The sequence below is a fragment of the Leisingera daeponensis genome, assembly GCF_019801465.1.
Classification (GTDB): domain Bacteria; phylum Pseudomonadota; class Alphaproteobacteria; order Rhodobacterales; family Rhodobacteraceae; genus Leisingera; species Leisingera daeponensis_A.
Window position 1 is genome coordinate 191,277 of the sequence record NZ_JAHVJA010000006.1, and the last position, 25,334, is coordinate 216,610.

Consider the following 25,334-nt stretch of genomic DNA (forward strand, 5'->3'; position numbering starts at 1 on the left):
CGGCCCGCGCCACAGGGTCATTCGGCGGCGTCGCGCACCAGGTAGACGGAGTTCTCGGCCCAGCTGGACTGGTAGGCCAGGTAGCTGTCCAGCACCTCCTGCATCCGGGCATTGCCGCCTTCGGAAAGCTCGGCTGCGCGGGCACGGGCCCAGTTGCGGCCGGCCTCGCGCAGCTTCTCGGACTCGGCGTGCTCCATCTGGACCATCTGCACCTTGGTCTGGCGGAAGTCGGCCATCGCCTTGATGTCGGCGTCGCCGAAGCGGGTGTAGCCTTCATAGGTGGACAGTTTCGCCGCCGCCTCGACCAGCGCTTGCAGGTCAGCGGGCAGCGCGTCCCAGGTCTCCTGCTTGACGAACACCTCCCACAGGAAGGAGGGCTGATGCACGCCGGGCATGATCATATAAGGCGCCACTTCGTGGAAGCCTTCGGAGATGTTGGCGCCGGGGGTGGACCATTCGATGGCATCGACGCCCTTGCGCTGCAGCAGGGTGTAGATCTCGTTGCCGGGCACCACCGTGGGCACGCCGCCGAAGTCATCCTTCATCACTGCGGCAAAGGCGCCGGAGGTGCGGTATTTGACGCCCTTCAGGTCCTCGACGGTTTTGATCTCGACGTTGGAGTGCGCCATGATTTCCGAGGTGCCGATGCCGACCACCAGGCTGTGCAGCCCCATCTCCTCGCGCCGGAAGTCCTGCAGCATCTTCTCGCCGCCGCCCTCATAGATCCAGTGCAGGGTGGCTTCGGGCGACATGCCGCCGGGGAAGGAGGCGAAGATCGCGTTGGTCGGGTCCTGATTGACCAGGTAGGAGGGGGTGGAGTGACCGGCCTCGACAATGCCTTCCTGCACCGCCTCATAGGTCTTGAAGGCGGGCACAAGCACCCCGGCGCCGAACGGCTGGATTTCCATCCGGCCCTGGGTCAGGGTTTCGACATTGCCGGCAAAGCGCTCCATGAAGTTCTGGTAGAGGAAGGAGCCTTCGCCGACGGCGGCGGTCATTTTCCACTCGACCTCTGCTGCGGCGGCGGCAGTGGCAAGGGCCAGGCTGAAGCCGGCCGCAAGTGCGGATGTGAATTTCATGATTGTAACCTCTCTTCTGCTGGTATGCGGCCCGGGTTCCTTGCCCGGGCCTTGGTTGAATGTGTTCAGGCGGCGGCCTCGCCGGGGCTGGAAATGCCGCCGCGGAAGGGGTCATCGGGGCTGAAGAACAGCTTGCCCTCGCCCATCACGAAGGCCTGGCCGCTGAGGGTGGGGATCACGCCGCCGTTCAACCCCGGCTGATAGGACAGCCGGTAGGGGGAGCCGATGATGCTTTCCTGGATGATCTCCTCGCCCGGCTGCAGCCGCCCCGCTGCCGCCAGACAGGCGAGCCGGGCAGAGCTGCCGGTGCCGCAGGGGGAGCGGTCATAGGTGTCGTCCGGGCACAGCACGAAGTTGCGGCTGTGGATGCCCGTCCGGGTGGAGGGGCCTTGGAAGATCACATGGTCGATCGGCTCGCCTTTCTCACCGCCGATGCCTTGGGCATTGGCAGCGGTGCGGATGGCGATGGCGTGATCGGTCAGCGCGCGGATGTTCTCCGTGCGCAGGGGCAGGGGGCTAGGCTCGACGATGAAAAACCAGTTGCCGCCATAGGCGACTTCGCCTGTCACCGTGCTGCCATCCGGCAGCGTGACATTGGCCGCCGCGGTGACGCGGCGGCTTTCGATGTTTGTGACGGTGACGGTATTGGCGTCCTCCAGCAGCACCGTCACCAAGCCCACTGGGGTCTCGATGCGGTGGCTGCCGGGGGTGATCAGGCCCAGATGGGCCAGCGTCACCGCCAGCCCGATAGTGCCATGGCCGCACATGCCCAGGACCGCGTCGGCGTCAAAATAGATGACACCGGCGGCGCAAGCGGGATCGGTGGGCTCGACCAGCAGCGCGCCGACCATGGCGGGCTGGCCGCGCGGCTCGCGCATGACGGCGTGGCAGAAGCCCATGTGCTCCTCTGCCAGCCGCCGCGCGCGCTCTGCCAGCGGGCCGGTCCCAAGGTCCGGCCCCCCGTCGAGGATCACCCGGGTGGGTTCTCCGCCGGTGTGGCTGTCAACTACATGCATTCGGCGATGATCCCGCCCTGCGCCGACCAGTCCGCGAACCAGCTGCGGAACAGCTTGTACTGCTGTTCGCAATAGTTGCGCTGGGCGTCTGACAGCTCGTCTGTCTCGTTGAAATGCAGGCGGTAGTCTTCCTCGCCGTTCAGCACCAGCAGGTGCTTGTAGTAGAGGATCAGGTCCGGGCCCTCGTCGAAGGTAGACAGCACATGGATCGCGTCGGTCAGCTCCTGCGCGCGCAGGCGGGCTTCGGCGCTGCCCTCAGCCGCCAGCTTGGACAGGCGGGCCAGCAGCAGCGCCTCGCGCGGCAGGGCGCAGCCGATGCCGGTGATGGAGCCGGTGGCGCCGCAGTTCACGAAGCCGTGGTAGACCTCGGTGTCGACGCCCACCATCAGCGTCACCTGATCGTCCTGGCTGGTGATATGTTCAGCCGCATAGCGCAGGTCGTCCTTGCCGCCGAACTCCTTGAAGCCGATCAGGTTCTTGTGCTCGGCGCGCAGGGCAAAGAACAGCTCGGCGCGGGTGGCAAAGCCGTAGTAGGGGCTGTTGTAGATGATCGCTGGAACGTCCGGTGCGGCATCCAGAATGGCCTTGAAGTGGTTCTTCTGCGCCGCAACGGAGGTGCCGCGGGACAGCACGCGCGGGATAACCATCAGGCCGGCCGCGCCGATCTCCTGCGCGTGGCGGGCGTGATCCACCGCGGATTTGGTGTTGATCGCTCCGGTGCCGACCACAACCGGCAGGCCGGCGGCGGCGAGGCGGGCGACGCCCTCCATCCGCTGTTCATCTGTCAGCAGCGGCCAGTCGCCCATCGAGCCGCAGTAAACCACCGCCGACATGCCCGCGGCGATCATTTCTTCGCCCTTTTTGACCAGCGCGTCGAAGTTCGGCGTGCGGTCCGGGTTGCAGGGGGTCATCAGGGCCGGCATGGTGCCGGTGAAGACGTTTGTAGACATTATCCAATTTCTCCAGGTAGGGGCAGGCTGCCGCTGGGAGGCACGGCAGCCTGCGGGGGAAGGGGTCAGCGCACGTTGGCGAGGAACTTGCGGGTGTGTTCGGACCGGGCGTCGCCGAAGATCTGCGCGGGCGGGCCGATTTCCTCCATCACGCCCTGATGGAAGAAGGCCACCCGGTCGGAGACATCGCGGGCAAAGCCCATCTCGTGAGTGACGCAGATCATCGTCATGCCCTCGTCGGCCAGCAGGCGCATGGTATCCAGCACCTCGCCCACCAGTTCGGGGTCGAGCGCGGAGGTTGCCTCGTCAAACAGCATGTATTCCGGCTCCATCGCCAGGGCGCGGGCAATCGCAAGCCGCTGCTGCTGGCCGCCCGACAGGGCGCTGGGGTAGACGTTCAGCTTTTCGCCCAGTCCCACATGCTGCAGCTGTTTCGCGGCAATTTCGCGGGCCTCGGCCTTGGATTTGCCTTTGACGATGCGCGGCGCCAGCGCCACGTTTTCCAGCGCCGTCAGATGCGGGAAGGAATTCCACTGCTGGAACACCATGCCCAGCTTCTGGCGCAGCTTGTTGATGTCGGTGCCCTTGGCGTGCACATCGATGCCGTCGACGGTGACGGCGCCGTCCTGGATCATCTCCAGCCCGTTGATGCAGTAAAGCAGCGTCGATTTGCCGGAGCCGGAGGCGCCGATGACAGAGAGCACTTCGCCCTTCTGCACATCCAGGTCGATGCCTTTCAGAACGTGCAGAGCGCCGAAATACTTGTGAAGGTCGCGGATGGAAATCATTGGGCCCACCTGTTTTCGAGATGTGTGGCGTAGCGGGAGACCGGATAGGACAGCGCGAAATAGAAGGCGCCGGCCAGGGCCAGGATCAGGAAAGGCTCCTGGGTGCGGGTGATCAGGATCTGGCTGGCTTTCAAGAGCTCGACATAGCCGAGCACGGAAACCAGCGCGCTGTCCTTCATCACCCCCAGCGCAACGCCGACCCAGGAGGGAAACACCGCCCGCCCGCCGATCGGCAGCACCACATGGCGCAGGTCCTGCCAGTAGCTCATACCAAGGCTGCGTGCGGCGCGGCGCATTGGGGCGCCCACCGCCTCAATCCCGCCGCGGGCCACATTGGCCACCAGCGCCGCGGTATAGACGGTCAGGATCACGGTGCCAGAGGCAAAGGGATCGAGGTTCAGCCCGACGATGGGGGCGAAGTTGTAAAACAGCACCAGCTGGATGATCAGCGGCACCGAACGGAACACATCCAGCACCGGCGCCAGCGTCAGGGTGGCGGCGCGGCGGCCCTCGTACAGCATCCAGCCGAACAGGGTGCCCAGCACCGTGCCAAGCGAGATCGACAGGACGGAAATCCACAGGGTGCGCAGCGCGGCGTCGCCCATGAACCACAGGTCATTGGGGGCAAAGCCGCTAAAAAATTTGAGTGTTGGTTCCATGAAATGCCCCCTCAGTACCGGAACAGCCGGGCGGCCATCAGCCGCGAGCTGAGCAGGATCACCTTGACGATGGCGTAGTAGATCACCGCCGTGACCGCGAAATATTCAAAGATGCGGAAGGTGCGGGAGGCGAAGAACTGGGTCTCCCCCGACAGTTCGCGGAAGCCCACCAGCATCCCCAGCGAGGACATCAGCACCGCCCAGACCATCTGGTTGGTGATCGGGTGGTAGACGATGCGGAACACCTGCGGGATCACCACGCGGCTGTAGGCCTGCCAGGGCGTCATCCCAAGGCTGCGGGAGGCGCGGATCTGGGTCTCCGGCACCGCCTTGAAGCCGCCGCGGAAGTTTTCGGCCAGATAGCCTGCGCAGTTGAAGGTCAGCCCCGCCAGCACGATCAGATAGGGCGACAGATGAAGGCCGAAGGCGCCGAGGCCAAAGCCGAAGAAGAACAGCTGGAACAGCGCGGGCGTGTTGCGGGCCAGCTCCACCCAGGCAGTGGCGAACCAGTAGACCGGCCCCCGAAGGTGCAGCCGCGCCAGCGCCAGGCAGAGGCCGATCACGATGCCAAGCACCATCGCCAGCACTGCCACCTGAAGCGTCAGGGAGGCTGCCTCCAGCAGGTCCGGCAGGCTTTTCATCACCGGCCGCCAGTGAAAATTATAGTCGAACATGTGGGGTTATGCTCCCTAGCCCCTGCCAGCCGCCGGGAGCGCGCGGCAGGCAGGGGCGGGTTTCACCTTTGGATCAGTACAGCACGCCGGGGATGCGCAGCTCGGGCGCGTCGCCGCCGACGTATTTGCCCCACAGCTCGGCATAACGGCCCGACCGCACCTGATGGGTGACAAACAGGTTCAGGAAGTTGATCCAGGTGACATCCTCGCGCTTGCCCACGACCGAGGTGTAATCGGTCGTCCAGGGCATCCGCGGGCCGGCTGCCAGGGTCTCATACTGCTGGGTCACCGGGAGCACTGCGGTATTGGTTGTCAGGCCGATGTCCGCCTTGCCCTGGGCCACCGCCAGGAACACCTCGTTCTCGGACTGGTAGCCCTGGTAGTTGCCTTCTTCGCCCCATTCGGCGGCAATCTTCAGCCATTCCTGCTCCGGCACGGTGCCGATGGCGCCCGCCACCCGCTTGCCCTTGATGTCTTCAAAGCTCTCGATGCCGCTCTCGGTGTTCACAACACCCTGGGCGAAATAGATCGCGTAAGGAATGGTGAAGCCGACGGTGCGCGCCCGTGCCAGGCTGTCGGAGGTGGCGCCGAACACCACATCGGCTCGGCCCGTCACGATGGCCGGCAGGCGCTCGGCCCAAGTGACCGGCAGGATCTCGGCATCAACTTCAAGCGCTGCCGCCAGGTCGTTGCAGTAATCGACGTCAAAGCCCGCCGGTTCGTTGTTGGCATCGCGGTAGCCGATCGGCGGGAAATCCAGCACCACGCCGCAGCGCAGGGTGCCGCGGTCCACCACATCATCGAGCGTATCCGCGAGGGCAGGTGCCAGCGGCACCAAGGCAAGCGCCGCAGCCGCGGCCAGCGATTTGAACATGAGATCCTCCTGTCGGTTTGTTGTTGTGGAGAATCAGATACAGGATAATGGATACAAAATCCACATATATGTGAGAACGCCCGCCGAGGCCGGAGGGGCCAGGTCAAAGAACGCCGTAAATCAGAGGTTTAGGGGCGCTCGCCGGCGCGCATTCTGGCCTCGGTTCCGGTCCGGTCAGCCGTGATTTTGTCGAGGAACCCCGTCATCGCATCCGGGTCAGGGTTGTACCGGCCGCTCCACAGGGCGATTTCGATCAGCACCGGCGCCAGGTCGCGGCCCTTCTGCGTCAGCTCATAGACAAAGCTGCGGCCGCTGTCCGGGTCCTTCTGCTTGGTAATGATGCCGGCCTGTTCCAGCTGCTTCAGCCGCTGTGCCAGGATGTTGGTGGAGATCCCCTCCCATCCTGCTAGCAGCTCGCCGTAGGTACGGGCGCCCTTTACCGCCATGTCGCGGATCACCAGAAGGCTCCACCGGTCGCCGAATATGTCCAGCGCATAGGCAACGGGACAGCCGGAGTCGTATTTGCTGCGCGATCGGGTCATGCCCCTGCCTAAAGTTTTCACTTGCAAAATACAAGCACTCATGCGAGCCATTTAATCACTTGCAAAACGCAAGCAATTAGGAGTGACCATGACCGAGACCCCAACTAACGCGGATTTCCGCGAACGATCGCGGCTGTCCCGCCGCCAGCTGCTGGCCGCCTCCGCAGGCGCGCTGCTGCTGCCCTCCCTCCCGAAAGCACAGGAAACAGCCATGACCCCCAAAGCCTTTGTCTATACCGAAGTTGCCATCTCCGTGCCGTTCGATCAGGCGCCCTGGCAGGAGATCAACGAGGCGATCCGGCAGCAGCCGGGTTTTCTGAACAAGACCTGGCTGTCGGGCCACGGCAACAACTCTCTGGGCGGATTCTATGGCTTCGACAGCATTGAAAACGCGCGCAAATTCGTGACCGGATATTTCCCGTCGGAGCCGCGGGTCTTCGGGGTGGCGCATAACACGCGGGTGTTTGACGCCGAGGCGACCGCAGCCGCCAGCCGCGACATGGGGGCCGTGCAATACGGCGGCGCGAAAGACGCGCCCGGTGCCTTTGTCTATACCGAGCTGCAATTGTCGGTGCCCTTTGGAGACGCGCCCTGGCAGGCCCGCAACAAGGCGCTGAAGATGCTGCCCGGGCTGCAGAACAAGGTCTGGCTCAGCGGGTTGCAGACGCAGACGCTGGGCGGTTTCGATGCCTTCGATACGCTGGATCACGCGCTGGATTTCGCGGTGAACATGTTCCCGGACACCGCTGCCGGACTGGGCTGCGCCTTCTACACGCGGGTGTTTGACGCCTCGGTGACAGAGACCGCCAGCCGGGCGATGCGCTCCCCCTATTACAGCCCGGCCGCCTAGTGCCCGGCGCCAGGCGCTGAAGTGGTTTGACTGAACCCAGGCCGCGGCGGATTTGCGCGGCGGCCTGGATCGGCGGGGGTGCGCCGGCGCGGCGCGGCAGCGCTAGGACTTTGTTAGGGCCGGCTGCCTATTGAATGAAGGCGATGGCCCGGAAACAAAGGACCCAAATCACTATGCCTGCTTTCTTCTACCGTTTGCCGGTGCGGATCTACGCGCTGGCTGCAATGGCGGTTTGCCTGTTTGCCCTTCTGACCGTGTTCCTGCTGATCCGGTCAAACAACCACGAATATGCCAGCCGGGAACGTGAATTGCATCAGCTCACGGATCTGGCGTTCAGCCAGCTGCACGTGCTGCAGCAGCAGGCTGAGGCCGGCCAGCTGGATCCGGCCGCCGCCCGCGAGATGGGGCGCGCAACGCTGGAGGCCTTCAGATTCGGCACCGCAGGCGATTTTCACGCCTTTGACTTCGATCTGGTGATCACCGCAAACGCGTTCCTGCCGGAATGGGTGGGCACGCGCCAGCCGGGGCTGACCGATGAAAACGGGGTCAAGATCTACCAGGAGATGCTCAAGATCGCCAAGGCGGAGGGGCAGGGCTCGCTGATCTACCATTTCGCCAACGCCAGCACCGGCGTGATCGAGGCGAAGATGGGCTATATCCGGGTCTATGAACCCTGGGGCTGGATCGTCGGCACCGGCGCTTATGTCTCCGATATCGAAACCAAGGTGCAGCAGAACATCCTCACGACCGTGACCGCGCTGCTTGTCACGCTGGCGGTGCTGCTGGTGGGGGCCACCCTCATAACCCGCAGCGTCACCGGCCCGGTGAGCGCGCTGCGCGGCCGCATGCAGTCGATGGCCGACGGCGATACCGGCAGCGAAATCCCGGCCACCGCCAACCGGAGCGAGATCGGCGACATGGCCCGGACCCTCGACGTGTTCCGCCAGTCGCTGATCCGCCAGCAGGAGCTGGAGGCGGCCAAGCATGAGCTTGATGAAAAACGCAGCCGGGTGGTGGCCGCGCTCAGCAGCAAGCTGTCGGCGCTGTCGCAGGGCGACCTGACGGCGCAGATCACCGAGGTCTTCCCTGAGGATTACGAGCAGCTGCGCCGCGACTTCAACACCACCGCGCAGAACCTCAGCGGCACGGTCGAGCAGGTGATTGCCGCCGCCGCCAGCATCCGCAACGGCGCCACCGAGATCAGCCAGGCCTCCGACGAGCTGTCGCACCGCACCGAAAGCCAGGCCGCGACGCTGGAAGAGACCGCCGCGGCGCTGGATGAGCTGACCGCAAGCGTCAAATCCGCCGCCGAGGGCGCCCGCAGCGTCGAGGCCACGATGGAGGAGGCCAAGCAGGAGGCCCGCAACAGCGGCGAGGTGGTGCAGAGCGCGGTATCCGCGATGACCGAGATCGAGGAATCCTCGAACAAAATCAGCCAGATCATCTCGGTGATCGACGACATCGCCTTCCAGACCAACCTGCTGGCGCTGAATGCCGGCGTCGAGGCCGCCCGCGCGGGAGAGGCGGGCCGCGGTTTTGCGGTGGTGGCTTCCGAGGTGCGGGCGCTGGCGCAGCGCTCCTCGGACGCGGCAATGGAGATCAAGACCCTGATCTCCGACAGCTCCGGCCAGGTGGCGCGCGGGGTGGATCTGGTGGGCAAGGCGGGCGATGCGCTGCAAAGCATCGTCAGCCAGGTCACCCATATTTCGCAGCTGGTTTCCGGCATCGCCGAGGGCGCCGCGGAGCAGTCCACCGGCCTCAATGAGATCAACACCGGCGTCACCCAGCTGGACCAGGTGACCCAGCAGAACGCCGCGATGGTGGAAGAGGCCACTGCCGCCGGCCACTTGCTGAAGACCGACGCGGGCAAGCTGGCCGAGCTGGTTGCCCACTTCAAAACTTCGGGCGGCAGCCGGATTTCGGCCCCCGCGGCCCATGCCCCCGCGCCTGTGCCGACCGCCCATGGCAGCGATGACTGGGATGTGCAGCCCGCCCCCCGGCCGGCCGCAGCGGCCCCGGCTGACGGCAGCGCCGCGCGCGACCTGTGGCAGGACTTCTGACCGGCCGGACGGGTCTCGGATCCAGGAAACGCCCGGGGCCCCCCCGGGCGTTTTCCGTTTGCGGGGAGGGGCGGGGATGCTGCCTGCGGCCGCGTCCGCGGCATTCCTGTCAAAATGCGGCAAAAAATTTCCGGTATGCGGCCGGGAGGCTCCGGAGGCGCTGCGCGCAGTAGGATTTTATTAGAAGCTGCAGCCTAAACAGGCAGGTAATAGACCTGAAATGAAGGCCTGAATATATGCCCCGAATACCTGCTTTTCTCTACCGTCTGCCCGTCCGGATCTACGCACTGGGCGCACTCGCCCTCAGCCTGATGGCGGTGCTGACCTACCTGCTGCTCTCGCAGTCCGTGAAAAACGCCTATGAGATGCGCTACACGGAACTGCACAACGTCACCGACACCGCTGTCAGCCTGCTGCACGACCTGGAGGAGGGCGTCAAGGCAGGCCGTTTCACGGTGGAAGAGGCCCGCCAAATCGGCCGCGAACGCCTGACCGCGCTGCGCTTCGGCGAATCGGGCTATGTCTTCGTCTTTGACCATGACCTGGTGGTGCAGGCGCATCCGGTGGTGCCGGACTGGGTCGGCACCAACCAGGGCGCCTATGAGGACGTCACCGGCATCAAGGTGTTCCAGGAATTGGAGAAGATCGCTGCCGCCAAGGGCGCGGGCGAGCTGACCTATTACTTCAAGAAACCCGATTCCGATGTGATGGAAGCCAAGATCGGCTATGTGCAGGCCTACAAGCCCTGGGGCTGGATCATCGGCACCGGCGCCTATGTTTCCGATATCGAGGCTGCCGTGGCGGTGATGCGCACAAAGGCGCTGGTGATCTTCGGTGTCAGCCTGCTGGCCCTGGTGATTGCCGCCTATTTCATCACCCGCAGCGTCACCGGGCCGCTGAACGGCCTCAAGAACCGCATGCAATCGATGGCGGACGGCGACACCAGCAGCGAGATCCCCTCGGCCAATGCGCGCAGCGAGCTGGGGGAAATCGCCCAAAGCGTTGACGTGTTCCGTCAGGCGCTGATCCGCCAGCAGGAGCTGGAGGAAGCGGAGCAGGCGCTGAACGAGAAGCGCAGCCGGGTGGTGGCCGCGCTCAGCAGCAAGCTGTCGGCGCTGTCGCAGGGCGACCTGACGGCGCAGATCACCGAGGTCTTCCCTGAGGATTACGAGCAGCTGCGCCGCGACTTCAACACCACCGCGCAGAACCTCAGCGGCACGGTGGAGCAGGTGATTGCCGCCGCCGCCAGCATCCGCAACGGCGCCGCCGAGATCAGCCAGGCCTCCGACGACCTGTCGCACCGCACCGAAAGCCAGGCCGCGACGCTGGAGCAGACCGCCGCGGCGCTGGATGAGCTGACCGCAAGCGTCAAATCCGCCGCCGAGGGCGCCCGCAGCGTCGAGGCCACGATGGAGGAGGCCAAGCAGGAAGCCCGCACCAGCGGCGAGGTGGTGCAGAGCGCGGTGTCCGCGATGACCGAGATCGAGGAATCCTCGAACCAGATCAGCCAGATCATCAGCGTCATTGACGACATTGCCTTCCAGACCAACCTGCTGGCGCTGAATGCCGGCGTCGAGGCCGCCCGCGCGGGCGAGGCGGGCCGCGGCTTTGCGGTGGTGGCTTCCGAGGTGCGGGCGCTGGCGCAGCGCTCCTCGGACGCGGCAATGGAAATCAAGACCCTGATCGGCAACAGCTCCGGCCAGGTGGCGCGCGGGGTGGATCTGGTGGGCAAGGCGGGCGATGCGCTGCAAAGCATCGTCAGCCAGGTCACCCATATTTCGCAGCTGGTTTCCGGCATCGCCGAGGGCGCCGCGGAGCAGTCCACCGGCCTGGGCGAGATCAACACCGGCGTCACCCAGCTTGACCAGGTGACCCAGCAGAACGCCGCGATGGTAGAAGAGGCCACTGCCGCCGGTCACATGCTGAAGACCGATGCCGCCAAGCTGAGCGACCTGGTCGCCCACTTCAAGATCGCGGGCGGCCGCCAGCCTGCCGCCCCGGCGACCAGCGCCGCCGCGCCTGCCCAGGCGCCCACGGCCCATGGCAGCGGCGACTGGGACATGCAGCCCGCGCCGCAGCCCGCGGCGGCGGCCAGCGGCAATGCTGCCCGGGACCTGTGGCAGGACTTTTGATCCGCCCGCCCGAACGCGGCAGCAGCAAAAAACGCCCGGGAAAATCCCCGGGCGTTTCTGTTTCAGGCTGCCGGCTGCGATCAGCCGATGATCGCGTTCAGTGTTGCGCTGGGGCGCATCACCTTGGCTTTCAGCTCCACGCTCGGGTGATAGTAGCCGCCGATATCGGCAGGTTCGCCCTGCGCCGCAGCCAGCTCGCTGATGATCTGCTCCTCCTTGGCGCCCAGTTCCTCGGCGATGGGGGCGAAATGCGCCGCCAGGGCCGCGTCCTCGGTCTGTGCCGCCAGCGCCTCGGCCCAGTAGCGGGCAAACCAGTAGTGGCTGTCGCGGTTATCGGGCTGGCCGACCTTGCGCGAGGGCGAGCGGTTGTTGTCGAGGATGCCCTGGGTCGCGTCTTCCGCGGCCTTGCCCAGCACCCCGGCCTTGGCATTGCCCTTCACGTCGGCCAGGAAGTTCAGCGACTCGCCGAGGGCGCAGAATTCACCCATCGAATCCCAGCGCAGGTGGTTTTCCTCGACCAGCTGCTGCACGTGTTTCGGGGCAGAGCCGCCGGCGCCGGTCTCGAACAGGCCGCCGCCGTTCATCAGCTTGACGATCGACAGCATCTTGGCCGAGGTGCCCAGCTCCAAGATCGGGAACAGGTCGGTCAGGTAGTCGCGCAGCACGTTGCCGGTGATGGCGATGCTGTCCTTGCCCGCGGTGATGGTTTCCAGCGACTGGCGGGTGGCTTCGCGCGGCGCCAGGATCTGGAACTTGTCGGCAACGCCGGCCTTCTCCAGCGCGGGCTGAACGTATTTGATCAGCTCGGCGTCATGGGCGCGGTTTGCGTCCAGCCAGAAGATCGCCTCGGAGCCGGTCAGGCGCTGGCGGTCCATCGCCAGCAGGATCCAGTTTTCGATCGGCGCCTTCTTGACGGTGCAGGCGCGCCAGATGTCGCCTTCCTCCACGTCGTGCGCATGCAGGGTGTCGCCGTTGCACAGCACGATGCGGATGGTGCCGTCTGCCGGGGCCTCGAAAGTGGTCGGGTGCGAGCCGTATTCCTCGGCCTTCTGCGCCATCAGGCCGACGTTGGCGACGGCGCCCGCGGTGGTCACGTCCAGCGCGCCGTTGGCTTTGAAGAAGTTGATGGTCTCGTCATAGACCGGGGCATAGCAGCGGTCGGGGATCACACAGTTGGTGTCGCCCTTGTTGCCGTCCTGGTCCCAGCCCTTGCCGCCGGCGCGGATCACCGCGGGCATCGAGGCGTCGATGATTACGTCGGAGGGCACATGCAGGTTGGTGATGCCCTTGTCGCTGTCGACCATATACATGTCCGGGCGCTCGGCGCGCACCGCTTCGATGGCGGCCATGATTTCGGCGTTGCCCTTGACGCGTTCCAGCAAGTCGCCCATGCCGGAGTTCGGGTTCACACCCAGCGCGTCCAGCTCAGCGCCGTATTTCTCGAACACAGGCGCCAGCCAGGCCTTGACCGCGTGGCCGAAGATGATCGGGTCGGAGACCTTCATCATGGTGGCCTTCATGTGCAGCGAGAACATGGTGCCGTCTGATTTTGTGTCGGCAATCGCATCCGCCAGGAAGGACGACAGCGCCTTGACCGACATGAATGTGGCATCGGCCACGGTGCCTTCTTCCAGCACCCAGCCGTCCTTCAGCACGGTGACAGCGCCGTCCTTGGCCACGAACTCGATCCGCGCGGCACCGGCCTGGGCCGCGGTGATGGTGGCGGATTTCTCGTTGGCATAGAAGTCGTTGCCCGGCATCGACGACACTTTGGTCTTGCTGTCTGCCGACCATTCCCCCATCGAATGCGGGTTCGCCTTGGCAAAGTTCTTCACCGCCTTGGCAGCGCGGCGGTCGGAGTTGCCTTCGCGCAGGACCGGGTTCACCGCGGAGCCCTTGATGGCATCATAGCGCGCGCGCGCCTCTTTTTCGGCGTCACTCTTCGGCTCTTCCGGGTAATCCGGGATGCCGTAGCCCTGAGCCTGCAGCTCCTTGATGGCGGCGGTCAGCTGCGGCACCGAAGCGGAGATGTTCGGCAGCTTGATCACGTTGGCGTCCGGGGTCTTCACCAGCTGGCCCAGCTCCGCCAGGTCATCGCTCTGGCGCTGTTCTGCGGTCAGGTTCTCGGGGAAGGCGGCGATGATGCGCCCGGCCAGCGAAATGTCCTTGGTGCCGACAGTGACACCGGCAGCGGCGGCGAACTTGCGGATGATCGGCAGGAAGGATGCCGAGGCCAGTTCGGGTGCTTCGTCTACAATGGTATACAATATGTCCGGGGTTTGATTTTCTGCCATGTTCCACAACCTTTCAGCGATCTCGGAGGCTTATAGGGCATCAGCGCGGCCAGGCCGCGCCGGTTTCGGGTAGTCCGGTGCTGCCGCAGCGGCGCCCGGATATCGGGCGGGACCGGCCTGGGCAGCCAAGGGTATGGCCCCCATGTAGAACACGATGGCTGCGGGCGCAATGGTTTGGCGCATCCGGGCCCCCGCGCGGATTGCCGCAACAGGGGAAAGGGGCGCTGCCGCGCAGGTTTGAATGGAAAAGAAGCGCTGCCCCTTTTGGCCTGGCGGCCAATTCGCCCCGGAGTATATGCCGCAAAGTAGAAGGGGCGCGGGGGGGTTACTCGCGCAGCTCGTCCGGGGCGACGCCCCAGAGCTTCTTCTTGGGCGCCCAGCCGCTGTAGCCGCCGGCCGAGATTTCGCACCAGTCAAGCTCGCATTCGCCGAGACGGGCCACCACGCCCAGCTCGAAGGCGGCGGTGACCGGCGCGCGGGGGTCGGGACGGGCGTGCACCGTCAGCATGTCCTCTTCGACCAGCACGGTGCGCACGCCCGAAAGCAGCGCATAGTGCACCCAGCCGCCGGCCCCGTCGCGGTCCCGCACCCGGCGCCAGTGGCCGTACTCGGCGGTGATTTCCAGCGGCATGCTGCGGCGCTTGAACACCCAGTCGATCTTGTGGCTGAGCGACGGGCCGCGGCGCACATTGCCGGTGGCGGCCTTCATCGAGACATAGCGGGGCAGGGGAAGGTTGGTGACTGGGCCGCGGGATTCGGCCGTGCAGACGGTGGCGGTCAGCACCAGGGATACCGCTGCCGCTGCCAGATGGCGGACTGCCAATGCCGCGTTTCTCACTGCCTGCTCGCCTCTTCTTGCCCGGCCGGGTTGCGCCCGGCCTCTTGTTCCGGTCTTCTGCCCGTCTTGTTATGTCCCCGCCGCGCCGGGAATTTTCCGGCTCGCGGGCAAGGGAATGCGGTTGGGTTCTTGTGCCTCTGCGCATCCTGCGCCACGATGCCATGGAGGCGTAGGAAATGAAAAGCCCAAGGGAGAGCGCAAGTGCCAAGAGACCGACTGAGTGTTGTCGTTACGCGACGGTTGCCGGAACCTGTGGAAACCCGGCTGAGCGAGCTGTTCAATGTGCGCCTGCGCGAGGATGACACGCCGATGACCCGCAGCGAGCTGGCGGCGGCGCTGAAGGATGCGGACGTGCTGGTGCCCACCGTCACCGATACCATCGATGCGGGGCTGCTGGGCCAGGCCGGCGACCGGCTGAAGCTGATCGCGAACTACGGCGCCGGCGTTGATCACATCGACGTTGCGACCGCCCGCCAGCGCGGCATCCTGGTGTCGAACACCCCTGGTGTGCTGACCGATGACACCGCCGACATGACCATGGCGCTGATCATGGCCGTGGTGCGCCGGATGCCCGAGGGGCTGGCGGTGATGCAGAAGGGCGACTGGCAGGGCTGGGCGCCGACCGCCTTCCTGGGCGGCCGGATCGCCGGGCGCCGCCTGGGCATCCTGGGCATGGGCCGGATCGGCCAGGCCGTGGCCAAGCGCGCCGCGGCTTTCGGCATGCAGATCCATTACCACAACCGGCGCCGCCTGCGCCCGGAGATCGAGGAGAGGCTGGAGGCCACCTACTGGGAAAGCCTCGACCAGATGGTCGCGCGGATGGATGTGATCTCGGTCAACTGCCCGTCGACGCCGTCGACTTTCCATCTGCTGAACGCGCGGCGGCTGAAGCTGATGAAGCCTTCGGGCGTCATCGTCAACACCTCGCGGGGCGAGGTGATCGATGAGCACGCGCTGACCCGGATGCTGCGCGCGGGTGAGATCGCGGGCGCCGGCCTCGACGTTTACGAGCACGGCACCGACATCAATCCGCGCCTGCGCGAGCTGCCCAATGTGGTGCTGCTGCCGCATATGGGCTCCGCCACCATCGAGGGCCGGATCGAGATGGGCGAGAAGGTGCTGCTGAACATCAAGACGTTCGAGGACGGCCACCGGCCGCCGGATCAGGTGGTGCCGTCGATGCTGTAAGCCAACGGGCAGCACCGCTGGAATTTTCAGGGAGGGATTTCATGAAGTATCTGATTCTGGCCGCTGCCGCGCTTGCCGCAGGCCCTGCCGCCGCGCAGGAGGCCGCGGATGCGGTTGCGCCCGAGGCCGCTACAGCTGGCACCTTCGAGGCGATTTCCCCCGACGTGGCCGCAGCGCTGGAAGCCAAGGCCGACGGCAAAGCGGTCGAAGGCGAAACCTGGATGGTGGCCGCCGCCAACCCGCATGCGGTGGAGGCCGGCGCGGCGGTGCTGCGCGCGGGTGGCAGTGCCGCGGATGCGATGGTGGCGGTGCAGACCGTTCTGGGGCTGGTGGAGCCGCAGTCCTCCGGCCTCGGCGGCGGGGCGTTCCTGGTCTGGTATGACGCCGCGACGGGCGCGCTGACCACGCTTGACGGGCGCGAGACTGCGCCGCTGGCCGCGACGCCAACCCTGTTTCAGGATGAAGACGGCGAGCCGCTGAAGTTCTTCGATGCGGTGGTCGGCGGCCGGTCGGTCGGCACCCCCGGCACGCCCGCGCTGCTGGAGGAGGCACACCGCCGCTGGGGCCGTGCCAATTGGCCGTCGCTTTTCGAGCCGGCGATCAGGCTGGCGGAGGAGGGATTTGCGGTCTCGCCGCGGCTGGCGGCGCTGGTGGCGGGAGATGCCGAGCGGCTGGCGCGCTCGCCGGCAGCGGCCGCCTATTTCCTGCCGGACGGCGAACCCGTTGCCGAGGGCGCAACGCTGCTGAACCCCGGCTATGCCGCCACTCTGCATGCGTTGGCTGTGGGCGGGGCTGGGGCGTTCTACTCCGGCCCGATCGCGGCGGAGATCGTGCGGGCGGTGACCACTGCCGAGGGCAACCCCGGCGTGCTGTCTGCCGCTGATCTGGCGCTCTATCAGGTCAAGGAACGTCCGGCGGTCTGCACCGCCTACCGCGATTTCGAGGCCTGCGGCATGGGGCCGCCGTCCTCCGGCGCGCTGACCGTGGGGCAGATTCTGGGGATGCTGGGCAATTATGATCTGGCGGAACTGGGCGCGGACAGCGCCGAGGCCTGGCGGCTGATCGGCGATGCCTCGCGCCTCGCCTTTGCCGACCGGGGCCGCTACATGGCCGACAGCGATTATGTGCCGGTGCCCACCCACGGCCTTGTCGCTGCGGACTATCTGGCGGGCCGCGCCGAACTGCTGCAGGGAGACGACGCGCTGCCCGAAGCGGCGCCGGGCGCGCCCGAGTTCGACCATGCTCTGATGCTGGCGGATGACGAGTCGATCGAGCTGCCCTCGACCTCCCACATCTCCATCGTCGACCAGTACGGCAACGTGCTGTCGATGACCACGACCATCGAGAACGCCTTCGGCTCGCGGCTGATGGCGGCCGGGTTCCTGTTGAATAACGAACTCACGGATTTTTCCTTCCGCACCCACAAGGACGGGGTGCCGATCGCCAACCGCCTCGAGCCGGGCAAGCGGCCGCGCTCCTCGATGGCGCCGACCATCGTGTTGAAGGACGGCAAGCCGGTGCTGGCCATCGGCTCGCCCGGCGGCAGCCGCATCATCGGCTACGTGGCCAAGTCAATCATTGCCTGGGCCGACTGGGGGATGGATATCCAGGCGGCGCTGGCGCTGCCGCATCTGGTCAACCGCTTCGGCACCTATGATGTGGAGGCCGGCACCGGCGCCGAGGACCTGTCGGAGGCGCTGACGGGGATGGGTTATGAGGTGGAGGCCCGCGACCTCACCTCCGGCCTGCATGCGGTTGAAATCGGCGACGGGCTGAAGGGGGCAGCCGATCCGAGACGCGAGGGGATTGCGCTCGGCGGCTGAGGCAGCTGCCAGGCCCGCCTCGCCGGGACGGGCGCTGCCCGCAGTGTGACGCGCAATGGCTACGGGGTTCTGGGTATTGCGGAACTCCGGACGCCGGGCATAGGTTAACAGGTGAATTTTTTCAGGGGAGGCCGCCATGGTCCAAGCCACATCACTGCCGCGAAACGAGGCCGGGATTGCCGCCGCCATCGAGGCGCTGACCCGGAAGTTCGGCGACCGGCTGCAGACCGGCCAGGCCATTTGCGAGCAGCACGGCCACACCACCACCTGGATCACCAACCAGGCGCCGGATGCGGTGGTCTTCCCGACCTCCACCGAAGAGGTGGCGGAGATCGTCAAGGTCTGCGCCGAACATGGCGTGCCGGTCATTCCTTTCGGCACCGGCACCTCGCTGGAGGGGCATGTGAACGCCCCCGCCGGCGGCATCTGCGTCGACATGATGCGGATGGACAAGATCCTTGCGGTTCACGCGGAGGATCTCGATGTGGTGGTGCAGCCCGGCGTCACCCGCGAGCAGCTGAACACCTATCTGCGCGACCAGGGCCTGTTCTTCCCCATCGACCCCGGCGCCAATGCCTCGCTCGGCGGCATGGCGGCGACGCGGGCCTCGGGCACCAACGCGGTGCGCTACGGCACCATGAAGGACAACGTGCTGGCGCTGGAGGCGGTGATGGCCGACGGCGGTGTCATCCGCACCGCGCAAAGGGCCAAGAAATCCTCGGCCGGCTATGACCTCACCCGCCTGCTGGTCGGCTCCGAAGGCACCCTGGGCCTGATCACCGAACTGACGCTCAAACTGCAGGGCATCCCCGAGGCGATCCGCTCCGCCCGCTGCGCCTTCCGTAGCGTGGATGAAGCCTGCCGCGCGGTGATGACGACCATCCAGTACGGCATCCCGGTGGCCCGGATCGAGCTTCTGGACGAGATGAGCGTGCGCGCCGCCAATGCCTATTCCGGCCTCGACCTGCCGGAAACGCCGCTGCTGCTGCTGGAATTCCACGGCTCCGACGCAGGCGTGGTGGAGCAGGCGGACATCTTTGCCTCTATTGCTGAAGAATTCGGCGGCTTTGATACCGCCGCCACCTCGACGCCAGAGGAGCGCAGCAAGCTCTGGCAGGCGCGCCACGACATGTACTGGGCCAGCCTGCAGCTGCGCCCCGGCGCCAAGGGGATCTCGACCGATGTCTGCGTGCCGATCTCGCGGCTGGCGGAATGCGTCGGCGCGGCACGGGAAAAGGCCGAGAGCATGGGCCTGCTGGCGCCGATGGTCGGCCATGTCGGCGACGGCAATTTCCACGCGCTGCTGCTGATCGACATGGACAGCGATGCCGAACGCCAGAAGGCGGACGAATATATCGGCTGGCTGAACGAGATGGCGATTGAAATGGACGGCACCTGCACCGGCGAGCACGGCATCGGCCAGGGCAAGCGCCCCTACCTGCAGCAGGAGCTGGGCGAGGCCACCCGGTATATGGCGGCGATCAAGGCGGCGCTGGATCCCGAGAACATCCTGAACCCCGGGAAGATCGTGGAGATGTAGGCAACCTGCCCGCCGCAGCTGCAGAACAGCAGGATTTGCGTGTTCTGATTGCGCTCCGCAATGCCTAGATCAAGGTCAGGCACAACAAGCGGGCAGGCCTTCATGACCATCGGGCATTTCATCTGGACGGATCTTTCCACCTTCGACATGGCACTGGCGCGCAAGACCTATGCGGATCTGTTCGGCTGGTCATTCGGCGGCGATGGCGGCTACGACTTCGCCCGGGACAAGGCGCAGGCTGCCGCGGCGGTGTTTCCGATGCCGGAGTATCTGGCCAGGATAAACATGCCCTCCTTCTGGATGTCCTATGTGCATGTCGAGAATCTGGACGCCAGTGTCGAAGCCGCCCGCCGCCACGAGGGCGCGATCATCGAGATCTCGCCGCAGCCGTTTGACGAACACAGCCGCATCGCGCTGGTGCGCGATCCCTCCGGCGCCGGCTTCACCATGGTGGAGGGCAGCAGCCTTGCGCCGCCTCAAGGGCCGCCGCAGCCCGGCCATGTGGTCCGCCGCTGCCACCACCTGCCGGACGTCGTACTGATCGAGGGGTTCTACAAGGATCTGTTCGGCTGGACCTTCCACAAGACGGCGGACACGCCCTGGCCGGTCTACGATATCCGCCACCCGGACGGCAGCCTGGCGGCCGTCGCCGAGGAGGTGCCGGAAGAGATCCGCGGCAAATTCCGATACTGGATGCCTTGTTTCGCTGTCCGCTCGCAGCAGGAGGCAAAACAGACCCTGTCCGCGCTGGGCGGCGAGGTCACCGTGGAGCTGCCGGACGGCCGCCTGATGGGGGCCGATCCGCAGGGTGCGGCTTTCATGATCCGGGCGCTGGAGCCCGAAGACAGCATTGGTGCCAAGGCCGGGCAGAGCGTCAAGCTGCCGTGGAAGGCCGGGCTGGGCCTGCTGTGCATCTGGCTGGCGGTGGTGCTGGATATCCCGCTGTTCTGGGGCGTGCTCTTCCTGCTTTGGAGCTGGCCCGCGCTGCGCACGGGGTGCGCCGATTTCATCGAACCCGTCCGCCGCAGCACCCATCCGCTGCTGTACTGGGGGCTGACCGGCACCTGGATCGGGCTGAGCCTCTGGGTGATTGCCGGGGCGCTGGCCGCGTTGTAGCCCGCGCCCGCAGCAGGCCGCCGCAGCGGGCGGGCTTCCGAGTGTTCGGGGAAGATGAAAACATCGGGACTCTGCCTTCATCTTTGCAGAAATACTCACTGCGCAACCACTGACCTAAGGCGCAGCGTTCGGGGTGTTGCGCATCCGGCGTACGCTGGCCTCACGGGATCTTAAGCGGCCTGCGGCATAGTCCCAATTGATCGCGGTCACCCGCCGGGCCTGACACCCCCGGCCTCAGGAACAGGGCCCCTTGGCACGGGCACGCACTGACGACGTTCAGCGTGCGGGAGCAATCCTCCCGTCCCGCCTCCGCCCCTTGGCGGCGGCGCCACTCCTAACCGCTGGCCGCAGAATATCAGGCACAGATCAGACAGCATCAGACAGCAACCGGCGGGGCAGGTGCCCTGGCCGGACTGGCGCAATTGCGCCGGCATTTCCCTGAAATGCCGGAATACTGCCGCATTTCTGCGCCAGCTTTGATCCTGAGGTGAACGGCAAGGCATCTGCGGACCCGGAGGGCAGAGATGGGACTGAAGAAAGCGATGGGCATCCTGATGGTCAGCACCCAGGCAGTGATTGGCGCCGACTATTACTTCCAGACCCGCGATGCCGGCCTTGGCTGGGGCGATCTCAGCGCCACCGATTACGGAACCATCGTGCAGGAGCGCCTGGCCCGCGCCCGCGCTGCCCGGGAACACGCCGGGCGCGGCGGGCAGGATGACGGCCAGTCCGTCTGGAGCGAGGCCGCCAGCTATGGCAGCAGCCTGCTTGGCGGCGGCGAGCAGGTGGCGCAGGCGGACGCCGGCGGCGCGGTGCAGCCGGTCTGCATCCGCCGCGGCAATGCCGCCGACTGCTGACCGCGGCAGCACCGGCATGACAGCGGAACAGCAGGGGGCCGCGGCCCCCTTTTGCTTGCGCAGAAAAACGCCATTTCCGGCAGGGCCGCCCCCAGAATCCGGTAAGCGGTGGCGCGCAAGGTCGGTTTTGGTTGTTTTTGCGTCGGCCTGATTTTGCGCGGAATTCAATGCGCGGGCATAACCGCATCCAAGAATCTCATTAAGCTGGAGAGCGGGAGAATGAAAACCCAAGTCAAAGCACTTGTTGTTGGCGGCGGCGCCGTCGGCACCTCGATTGCCTATCACCTGGCCAAAGCCGGCTGGGAAGACGTCATGCTGATCGAGCGTGACGAGCTGACCTCCGGCTCGACCTGGCATGCAGCCGGCCTTCTGCCGCTGTTCAACATGTCCTATGCGACCACCCACATCCACAAGTACTCGGTCGATTTCTACAAGACCCTGGAAGAGGAAACCGGCCTGAACGCGGGTTTCGCCGTGGTCGGCAACCTGCGTATGGCGCAGACCCAGGAGCGCATGGACGAGTACATGCTCTATGCCTCCACCGCGGAAACCTGCGACGTCAAATACGAGTGGCTGACCCCGGACCAGATCAAGGAGCGCTGGCCGCTGATCGAGACCGGCGACCTGAAGGGCGCGATCTACCACACCGAGGACGGCTACATTAACCCGGCCGACGTGACCCAGGCGATGGCCAAGGGCGCCCGCCAGCGCGGCGTCGAGATCGTCCGCAAGATGCAGGCCGACGCGTTCCACTGGACCGGCACCCACTGGGAAGTCACCTGCACCAAGATGGTCGAGAAGGGCGGCAACCTGGTCGAGTCCGACGAGAAGGTGGTGATCACCGCCGAGCACGTCGTGACCGCCTCCGGCAACCACGCGCAGCGCACCGCCAAGATGCTGGGCATCAAGATGCCGGCGATCCCGGTCGAGCACACCTTCATCGTCATGGATCAGGACCCGGAACTGGTCAAATGGCGCGAAGCCGGCAACCCGGAGCACCCGGTGATCCGCGACGCCGACAACGAATCCTACGCCCGCGAGGAGCGCGGCGGCTGGATCCTCGGCATCTACGAGCACGGCGCGCCGGCGCGCTTTGAGCATGGCGTGCCGGACAGCTTCCGCGCCGACCTGTTCCCGCTGGACCTGGACCGGATCGCCGACCAGTACATGGCAATGGCAGAGCGCGTGCCGTCCTGCGCCGAAAGCGGCCTCAAGGACGACTTCAACGGCCCGATCTGCTACACCCCGGACGGCAACCCGCTGGTCGGCCCGGCGCCGGGCCTGCGCAACATGTGGCTGGCGGAAGGCTTCTCCTTCGGCATCACCGCCGCCGGCGGCACCGGCTACTACCTGGCGCAGATGATGGTGGACGGCGAGGCCGAGATCGACATGGCGTCGCTCGACCCCAAGCGCTACTCCTCCAACTGGATGACCACCGAGTTCGCGGCCCGCAAGAACGAAGAGTGCTATGAGCACGTCTACATTCTGCACCACCCGGACGAAGAGCGCCAAGCCTGCCGTCCGCTGCGCACCGCGCCGGCATACGACCGCCAGAAGGCCCGCGGCGCACAGTTCGGCTGGGTCAACGGCTGGGAGCGCCCGAACTACTTCGGCCCGCTGGACGCGCCGGAGAACTTCGACCACGACGCCCGCTCCTTCCGCCGCGGCGGCTGGTGGCAGTATGCCGTGGACGAGGCGAAAGCCGTGCGGGAAGGCGTTGGCCTGATCGACGCAACCGCCTTCACCAAGCATGTTGTCAAAGGCCCCGGTGCCACCCAGTTCCTGGACTGGTTCACCTGCAACAAACTGCCGAAGGTCGGCCGTATCAACCTGACCTACGCGCTGACCGTTGCCGGCACCACCCGCACCGAATACACCATCGTGCGCAACGGCGAGAACAACTACTATCTGGTCTCCGCCGGCGCCTGGTCCGAGTATGACGCCGACTTCCTGCGCAAGGCGGCCGAAGACAAGATGGAGGAGTTCGGCTACATCGAGATACAGGACGTGACCAGCCAGTGGGGCGTCTTCGCCATCGCAGGCCCCAAGTCCCGCGATGTGCTGAAAGAGGTGATCGTCGACGCCGATCCGGAAACCGCGCTCTCCAACAAGCGCTTCCCCTGGCTGTCGGCCAAGCAGATCGAACTGGGCATGTGCCCGGTCAACGCGATCCGCGTGGCCTACACCGGTGAGCTGGGCTGGGAACTGCATCACCCGATCGAGATGCAGAACTACCTGTTCGACCTGCTGGAGAAAGCCGGCGAGAAGCACGGCATGAAGCTGGTCGGCGCCCGCGCCCAGAACTGGCTGCGCCAGGAGAAATCCTACCGCGCATTCGGCAATGAGCTGGGCCGCGACGCGACCCCGCTGGAAGCCGACCTGCCGCGCTTTGTCGACCTGTCCAAGGACTTCCACGGCAAGGCCAAGCTGGAAGAGACCGGCGTGCGCGTGAAGTGCTGCACCGTGCTGATCGACGGCCCTGCCGATGCCGATCCCTGGGGCCGCGAGGCGCTCTATGCCGCAGACGGCACCCGTGTGGGCCGCCTGACCTCCGGCGGCTACTCGGTGGCCTTCGAGAAATCCATCGGCATGGGTTACGTGAAGCCCGAGTTCGCGGTGGAAGGCACCAAGCTGCAGGTCAAGATCCAGGACAAGCTGTGGGATGCGGTCGTGACCTGCGACAGCCCCTACGATCCGAAGAACGAGGTCATCCGCAAGGACGGCTAAGGCCTGACGGACGAAACAGGGAAGCCCCGGCCAATGCGCCGGGGCTTTTGCATTTGCGGCCTCCGCCTGCGCCCGCCCGCGGGCCGCACTATTCAATTGCCGCCCGCAGTGTTCGTGTCTAGGCTGAGAGCATGCCGGAAAAAACTCCAGATGCGCCCGGCGCACCGGACACCGCGCTGTTCCTGCGCAGCGATGACGTCATGGCCGAGGCCGTGCGCCATGCCCGTTTGCCCCTGTGCATCACCGACCCCAACCTCCCGGACAACCCGATCATTTACGCCAACGCCGCATTCTGCGAGCTGACCGGCTATGCCATGGAAGAGGTGACGGGGCGCAATTGCCGGTTCCTGCAGGGGCGGGACACCACGGCCGAGAGCGTTGCGGCGGTCCGCAAGCTGCTTGCAGGCCAGTCGGTCGACACGGTCGAGATCGTGAACTACCGCAAGGATGGCAGCGCCTTTCTGAATGCGCTGCAGATCGGGCCGGTGCTGGATCCGGAGGGCAGGGTCAGATATTTCTTCGGCTCGCAGCTGGACGTCTCCGCCAAGCGCGCCGCGGAACGGCAGGCGCAGGCGCTCGCCGACCGGGAGCTGCGGCACCGCTTGGGCAACATCGTGAACGTGATGTCGGTGATCATCCGGATGTCCGCCCAGGAGGAAACCAGCGGCAGCGAGCTGGGCAGGATCCTGACCGGCCGCCTGGAGGCCCTGGGCAAGGCGCATATCGATTCCATCGTTCAGCCCGCGCGCAGCACGCCGGAGCTGCGCGCGCTGGCGCTGCAGCTGCTGTCCGTCTATGCGCCGATGGGCAGACGGCAGGTTCTTCTGTCGGGCACGGAATATGCGCTGCCCGAACATCTGATCTCCCCGCTCACACTGGTGCTGCATGAACTGGCCACGAATGCGGTCAAACATGGGGCTTTCAGCTGCGCCGGGGGCAAGGTGCAGCTGTCCTGGTCGGCAGACGGGCAGGCGCTGCAGCTCAGGTGGGAGGAAAGCGGCGGCCCGGCAGTGTCCGTGCCCCGGCGCCGGCATGGCTCCGCGATCATCCGCAAGCTTGTCTCCGCCTCCGGCGGCGCGCTGGACTTCGACTGGCAGGCCACCGGCCTTGTGGTCACTGCCTCCTTCACGCTCTGACACCAGCCGGCCGGTCATCCGCCTGCCCGGCGGTTGCGCCTTGCAGCGGGGCAATTGGAATTCGAGTGCCATCGCTTCCCCTGGTTTTCTCGCGTCACAGTGTGGCCGGGCCCACTTGCCTCGTCCTGTTGACGGCAGCTGCACTCCCCTTCACTGTCCAGCGTTTAAGACATCAAAGCAGGGCACGCAGG

20 protein-coding genes are annotated in these 25,334 nt (G+C 65.9%); 10 read left to right on the top strand and 10 right to left on the bottom strand.

The features are described from left to right. Positions 1–17: 17 nt before the first annotated feature. The 8 genes from dctP to KUV26_RS14715 all read right to left on the bottom strand — a co-directional run bounded on the left by dctP (position 18) and on the right by KUV26_RS14715 (position 6,582). Positions 18–1,079, bottom strand: a complete 1,062-nt coding sequence (gene dctP, locus KUV26_RS14680) for a TRAP transporter substrate-binding protein DctP (RefSeq protein WP_222505084.1) — start codon at positions 1,077–1,079, stop codon at positions 18–20. Between the two features lie 65 nt (positions 1,080–1,144). Next, complete coding sequence (locus KUV26_RS14685) at positions 1,145–2,095, bottom strand: proline racemase family protein (protein WP_222508876.1); 951 nt, start codon at positions 2,093–2,095, stop codon at positions 1,145–1,147. Next, positions 2,086–3,045 (bottom strand): dihydrodipicolinate synthase family protein, encoded by a 960-nt coding sequence (locus tag KUV26_RS14690; protein WP_222508877.1) that lies wholly within the window; start codon positions 3,043–3,045, stop codon positions 2,086–2,088. Before KUV26_RS14690 ends, KUV26_RS14685 begins: the two co-directional genes overlap by 10 nt. Positions 3,046–3,110: 65 nt before the next feature. Further along, entirely contained in the window at positions 3,111–3,833 is a 723-nt protein-coding gene (locus KUV26_RS14695; RefSeq protein ID WP_222508878.1) for an amino acid ABC transporter ATP-binding protein, read from the bottom strand. Beyond that, positions 3,830–4,492, bottom strand: a complete 663-nt coding sequence (locus KUV26_RS14700) for an amino acid ABC transporter permease (RefSeq protein ID WP_222508879.1) — start codon at positions 4,490–4,492, stop codon at positions 3,830–3,832. Before KUV26_RS14700 ends, KUV26_RS14695 begins: the two co-directional genes overlap by 4 nt. A gap of 11 nt (positions 4,493–4,503) precedes the next feature. Then, entirely contained in the window at positions 4,504–5,166 is a 663-nt protein-coding gene (locus tag KUV26_RS14705; RefSeq protein ID WP_039187376.1) for an amino acid ABC transporter permease, read from the bottom strand. 73 nt (positions 5,167–5,239) lie between these two features. After that, complete coding sequence (locus KUV26_RS14710) at positions 5,240–6,040, bottom strand: transporter substrate-binding domain-containing protein (protein ID WP_039148525.1); 801 nt, start codon at positions 6,038–6,040, stop codon at positions 5,240–5,242. Positions 6,041–6,168: 128 nt separating this feature from the next. Continuing rightward, complete coding sequence (locus tag KUV26_RS14715) at positions 6,169–6,582, bottom strand: winged helix-turn-helix transcriptional regulator (protein WP_222508880.1); 414 nt, start codon at positions 6,580–6,582, stop codon at positions 6,169–6,171. Between the two features lie 88 nt (positions 6,583–6,670). On the opposite strand from KUV26_RS14715, the gene KUV26_RS14720 reads away from it, so the two are divergent. The 3 genes from KUV26_RS14720 to KUV26_RS14730 all read left to right on the top strand — a co-directional run bounded on the left by KUV26_RS14720 (position 6,671) and on the right by KUV26_RS14730 (position 11,624). Next, complete coding sequence (locus KUV26_RS14720) at positions 6,671–7,432, top strand: YdhR family protein (protein WP_222508881.1); 762 nt, start codon at positions 6,671–6,673, stop codon at positions 7,430–7,432. A gap of 173 nt (positions 7,433–7,605) precedes the next feature. Beyond that, the gene (locus KUV26_RS14725) at positions 7,606–9,492 is read left to right on the top strand and encodes a methyl-accepting chemotaxis protein (RefSeq protein WP_222508882.1); all 1,887 of its coding nucleotides are present in this window, start codon (positions 7,606–7,608) and stop codon (positions 9,490–9,492) included. A gap of 236 nt (positions 9,493–9,728) precedes the next feature. After that, on the top strand, positions 9,729–11,624 hold the full coding sequence (locus tag KUV26_RS14730; RefSeq protein WP_261398898.1) for a methyl-accepting chemotaxis protein: 1,896 nt from the start codon (positions 9,729–9,731) through the stop codon (positions 11,622–11,624). Positions 11,625–11,704: 80 nt separating this feature from the next. Here KUV26_RS14730 and KUV26_RS14735 read toward each other — a convergent pair whose 3' ends face one another. Continuing rightward, positions 11,705–13,918 carry an NADP-dependent isocitrate dehydrogenase gene (locus KUV26_RS14735; protein ID WP_222508883.1) on the bottom strand — a complete coding sequence of 738 codons (2,214 nt, stop codon included), beginning with the start codon at positions 13,916–13,918 and terminating at the stop codon, positions 11,705–11,707. 325 nt (positions 13,919–14,243) lie between these two features. Then, positions 14,244–14,726, bottom strand: a complete 483-nt coding sequence (locus KUV26_RS14740) for an SH3 domain-containing protein (RefSeq protein ID WP_261398907.1) — start codon at positions 14,724–14,726, stop codon at positions 14,244–14,246. 231 nt (positions 14,727–14,957) lie between these two features. On the opposite strand from KUV26_RS14740, the gene KUV26_RS14745 reads away from it, so the two are divergent. The 7 genes from KUV26_RS14745 (at position 14,958) to KUV26_RS14775 (ending at position 25,143) form a co-directional block, all read left to right on the top strand. Next, positions 14,958–15,944 (top strand): 2-hydroxyacid dehydrogenase, encoded by a 987-nt coding sequence (locus KUV26_RS14745; RefSeq protein WP_222505074.1) that lies wholly within the window; start codon positions 14,958–14,960, stop codon positions 15,942–15,944. A 41-nt stretch (positions 15,945–15,985) separates the two neighbouring features. Beyond that, positions 15,986–17,767, top strand: coding sequence for a gamma-glutamyltransferase (ggt, locus tag KUV26_RS14750; protein ID WP_222508884.1), 1,782 nt, complete (start codon positions 15,986–15,988; stop codon positions 17,765–17,767). A 136-nt stretch (positions 17,768–17,903) separates the two neighbouring features. Then, positions 17,904–19,307 (top strand): FAD-binding oxidoreductase, encoded by a 1,404-nt coding sequence (locus KUV26_RS14755; protein ID WP_222508885.1) that lies wholly within the window; start codon positions 17,904–17,906, stop codon positions 19,305–19,307. Between the two features lie 102 nt (positions 19,308–19,409). Beyond that, positions 19,410–20,423, top strand: a complete 1,014-nt coding sequence (locus tag KUV26_RS14760) for a VOC family protein (RefSeq protein ID WP_222508886.1) — start codon at positions 19,410–19,412, stop codon at positions 20,421–20,423. A gap of 524 nt (positions 20,424–20,947) precedes the next feature. Then, entirely contained in the window at positions 20,948–21,280 is a 333-nt protein-coding gene (locus tag KUV26_RS14765; RefSeq protein ID WP_222508887.1) for a hypothetical protein, read from the top strand. A gap of 219 nt (positions 21,281–21,499) precedes the next feature. Continuing rightward, the gene (locus tag KUV26_RS14770; protein ID WP_222505069.1) at positions 21,500–24,007 is read left to right on the top strand and encodes an FAD-dependent oxidoreductase; all 2,508 of its coding nucleotides are present in this window, start codon (positions 21,500–21,502) and stop codon (positions 24,005–24,007) included. Positions 24,008–24,138: 131 nt separating this feature from the next. Then, a complete protein-coding gene (locus tag KUV26_RS14775; protein WP_222508888.1) occupies positions 24,139–25,143 on the top strand; it encodes a PAS domain-containing protein in 1,005 nt (334 codons plus the stop codon). Positions 25,144–25,334 lie beyond the last annotated feature (191 nt).

Bases quoted from the DNA above. Each gene is read 5' to 3' on its own strand.
- dctP (WP_222505084.1), bottom strand. From the start codon at position 1,079: ATGAAATTCACATCCGCACTTGCGGCCGGCTTCAGCCTGGCCCTTGCC.
- KUV26_RS14760 (WP_222508886.1), top strand. From the start codon at position 19,410: ATGACCATCGGGCATTTCATCTGGACGGATCTTTCCACCTTCGACATG.
- KUV26_RS14735 (WP_222508883.1), bottom strand. From the start codon at position 13,918: ATGGCAGAAAATCAAACCCCGGACATATTGTATACCATTGTAGACGAA.
- KUV26_RS14700 (WP_222508879.1), bottom strand. From the start codon at position 4,492: ATGGAACCAACACTCAAATTTTTTAGCGGCTTTGCCCCCAATGACCTG.
- KUV26_RS14715 (WP_222508880.1), bottom strand. From the start codon at position 6,582: ATGACCCGATCGCGCAGCAAATACGACTCCGGCTGTCCCGTTGCCTAT.
- KUV26_RS14765 (WP_222508887.1), top strand. From the start codon at position 20,948: ATGGGACTGAAGAAAGCGATGGGCATCCTGATGGTCAGCACCCAGGCA.
- KUV26_RS14685 (WP_222508876.1), bottom strand. From the start codon at position 2,095: ATGCATGTAGTTGACAGCCACACCGGCGGAGAACCCACCCGGGTGATC.
- ggt (WP_222508884.1), top strand. From the start codon at position 15,986: ATGAAGTATCTGATTCTGGCCGCTGCCGCGCTTGCCGCAGGCCCTGCC.
- KUV26_RS14725 (WP_222508882.1), top strand. From the start codon at position 7,606: ATGCCTGCTTTCTTCTACCGTTTGCCGGTGCGGATCTACGCGCTGGCT.
- KUV26_RS14705 (WP_039187376.1), bottom strand. From the start codon at position 5,166: ATGTTCGACTATAATTTTCACTGGCGGCCGGTGATGAAAAGCCTGCCG.
- KUV26_RS14755 (WP_222508885.1), top strand. From the start codon at position 17,904: ATGGTCCAAGCCACATCACTGCCGCGAAACGAGGCCGGGATTGCCGCC.
- KUV26_RS14775 (WP_222508888.1), top strand. From the start codon at position 24,139: ATGCCGGAAAAAACTCCAGATGCGCCCGGCGCACCGGACACCGCGCTG.
- KUV26_RS14730 (WP_261398898.1), top strand. From the start codon at position 9,729: ATGCCCCGAATACCTGCTTTTCTCTACCGTCTGCCCGTCCGGATCTAC.
- KUV26_RS14770 (WP_222505069.1), top strand. From the start codon at position 21,500: ATGAAAACCCAAGTCAAAGCACTTGTTGTTGGCGGCGGCGCCGTCGGC.
- KUV26_RS14720 (WP_222508881.1), top strand. From the start codon at position 6,671: ATGACCGAGACCCCAACTAACGCGGATTTCCGCGAACGATCGCGGCTG.
- KUV26_RS14710 (WP_039148525.1), bottom strand. From the start codon at position 6,040: ATGTTCAAATCGCTGGCCGCGGCTGCGGCGCTTGCCTTGGTGCCGCTG.
- KUV26_RS14690 (WP_222508877.1), bottom strand. From the start codon at position 3,045: ATGTCTACAAACGTCTTCACCGGCACCATGCCGGCCCTGATGACCCCC.
- KUV26_RS14695 (WP_222508878.1), bottom strand. From the start codon at position 3,833: ATGATTTCCATCCGCGACCTTCACAAGTATTTCGGCGCTCTGCACGTT.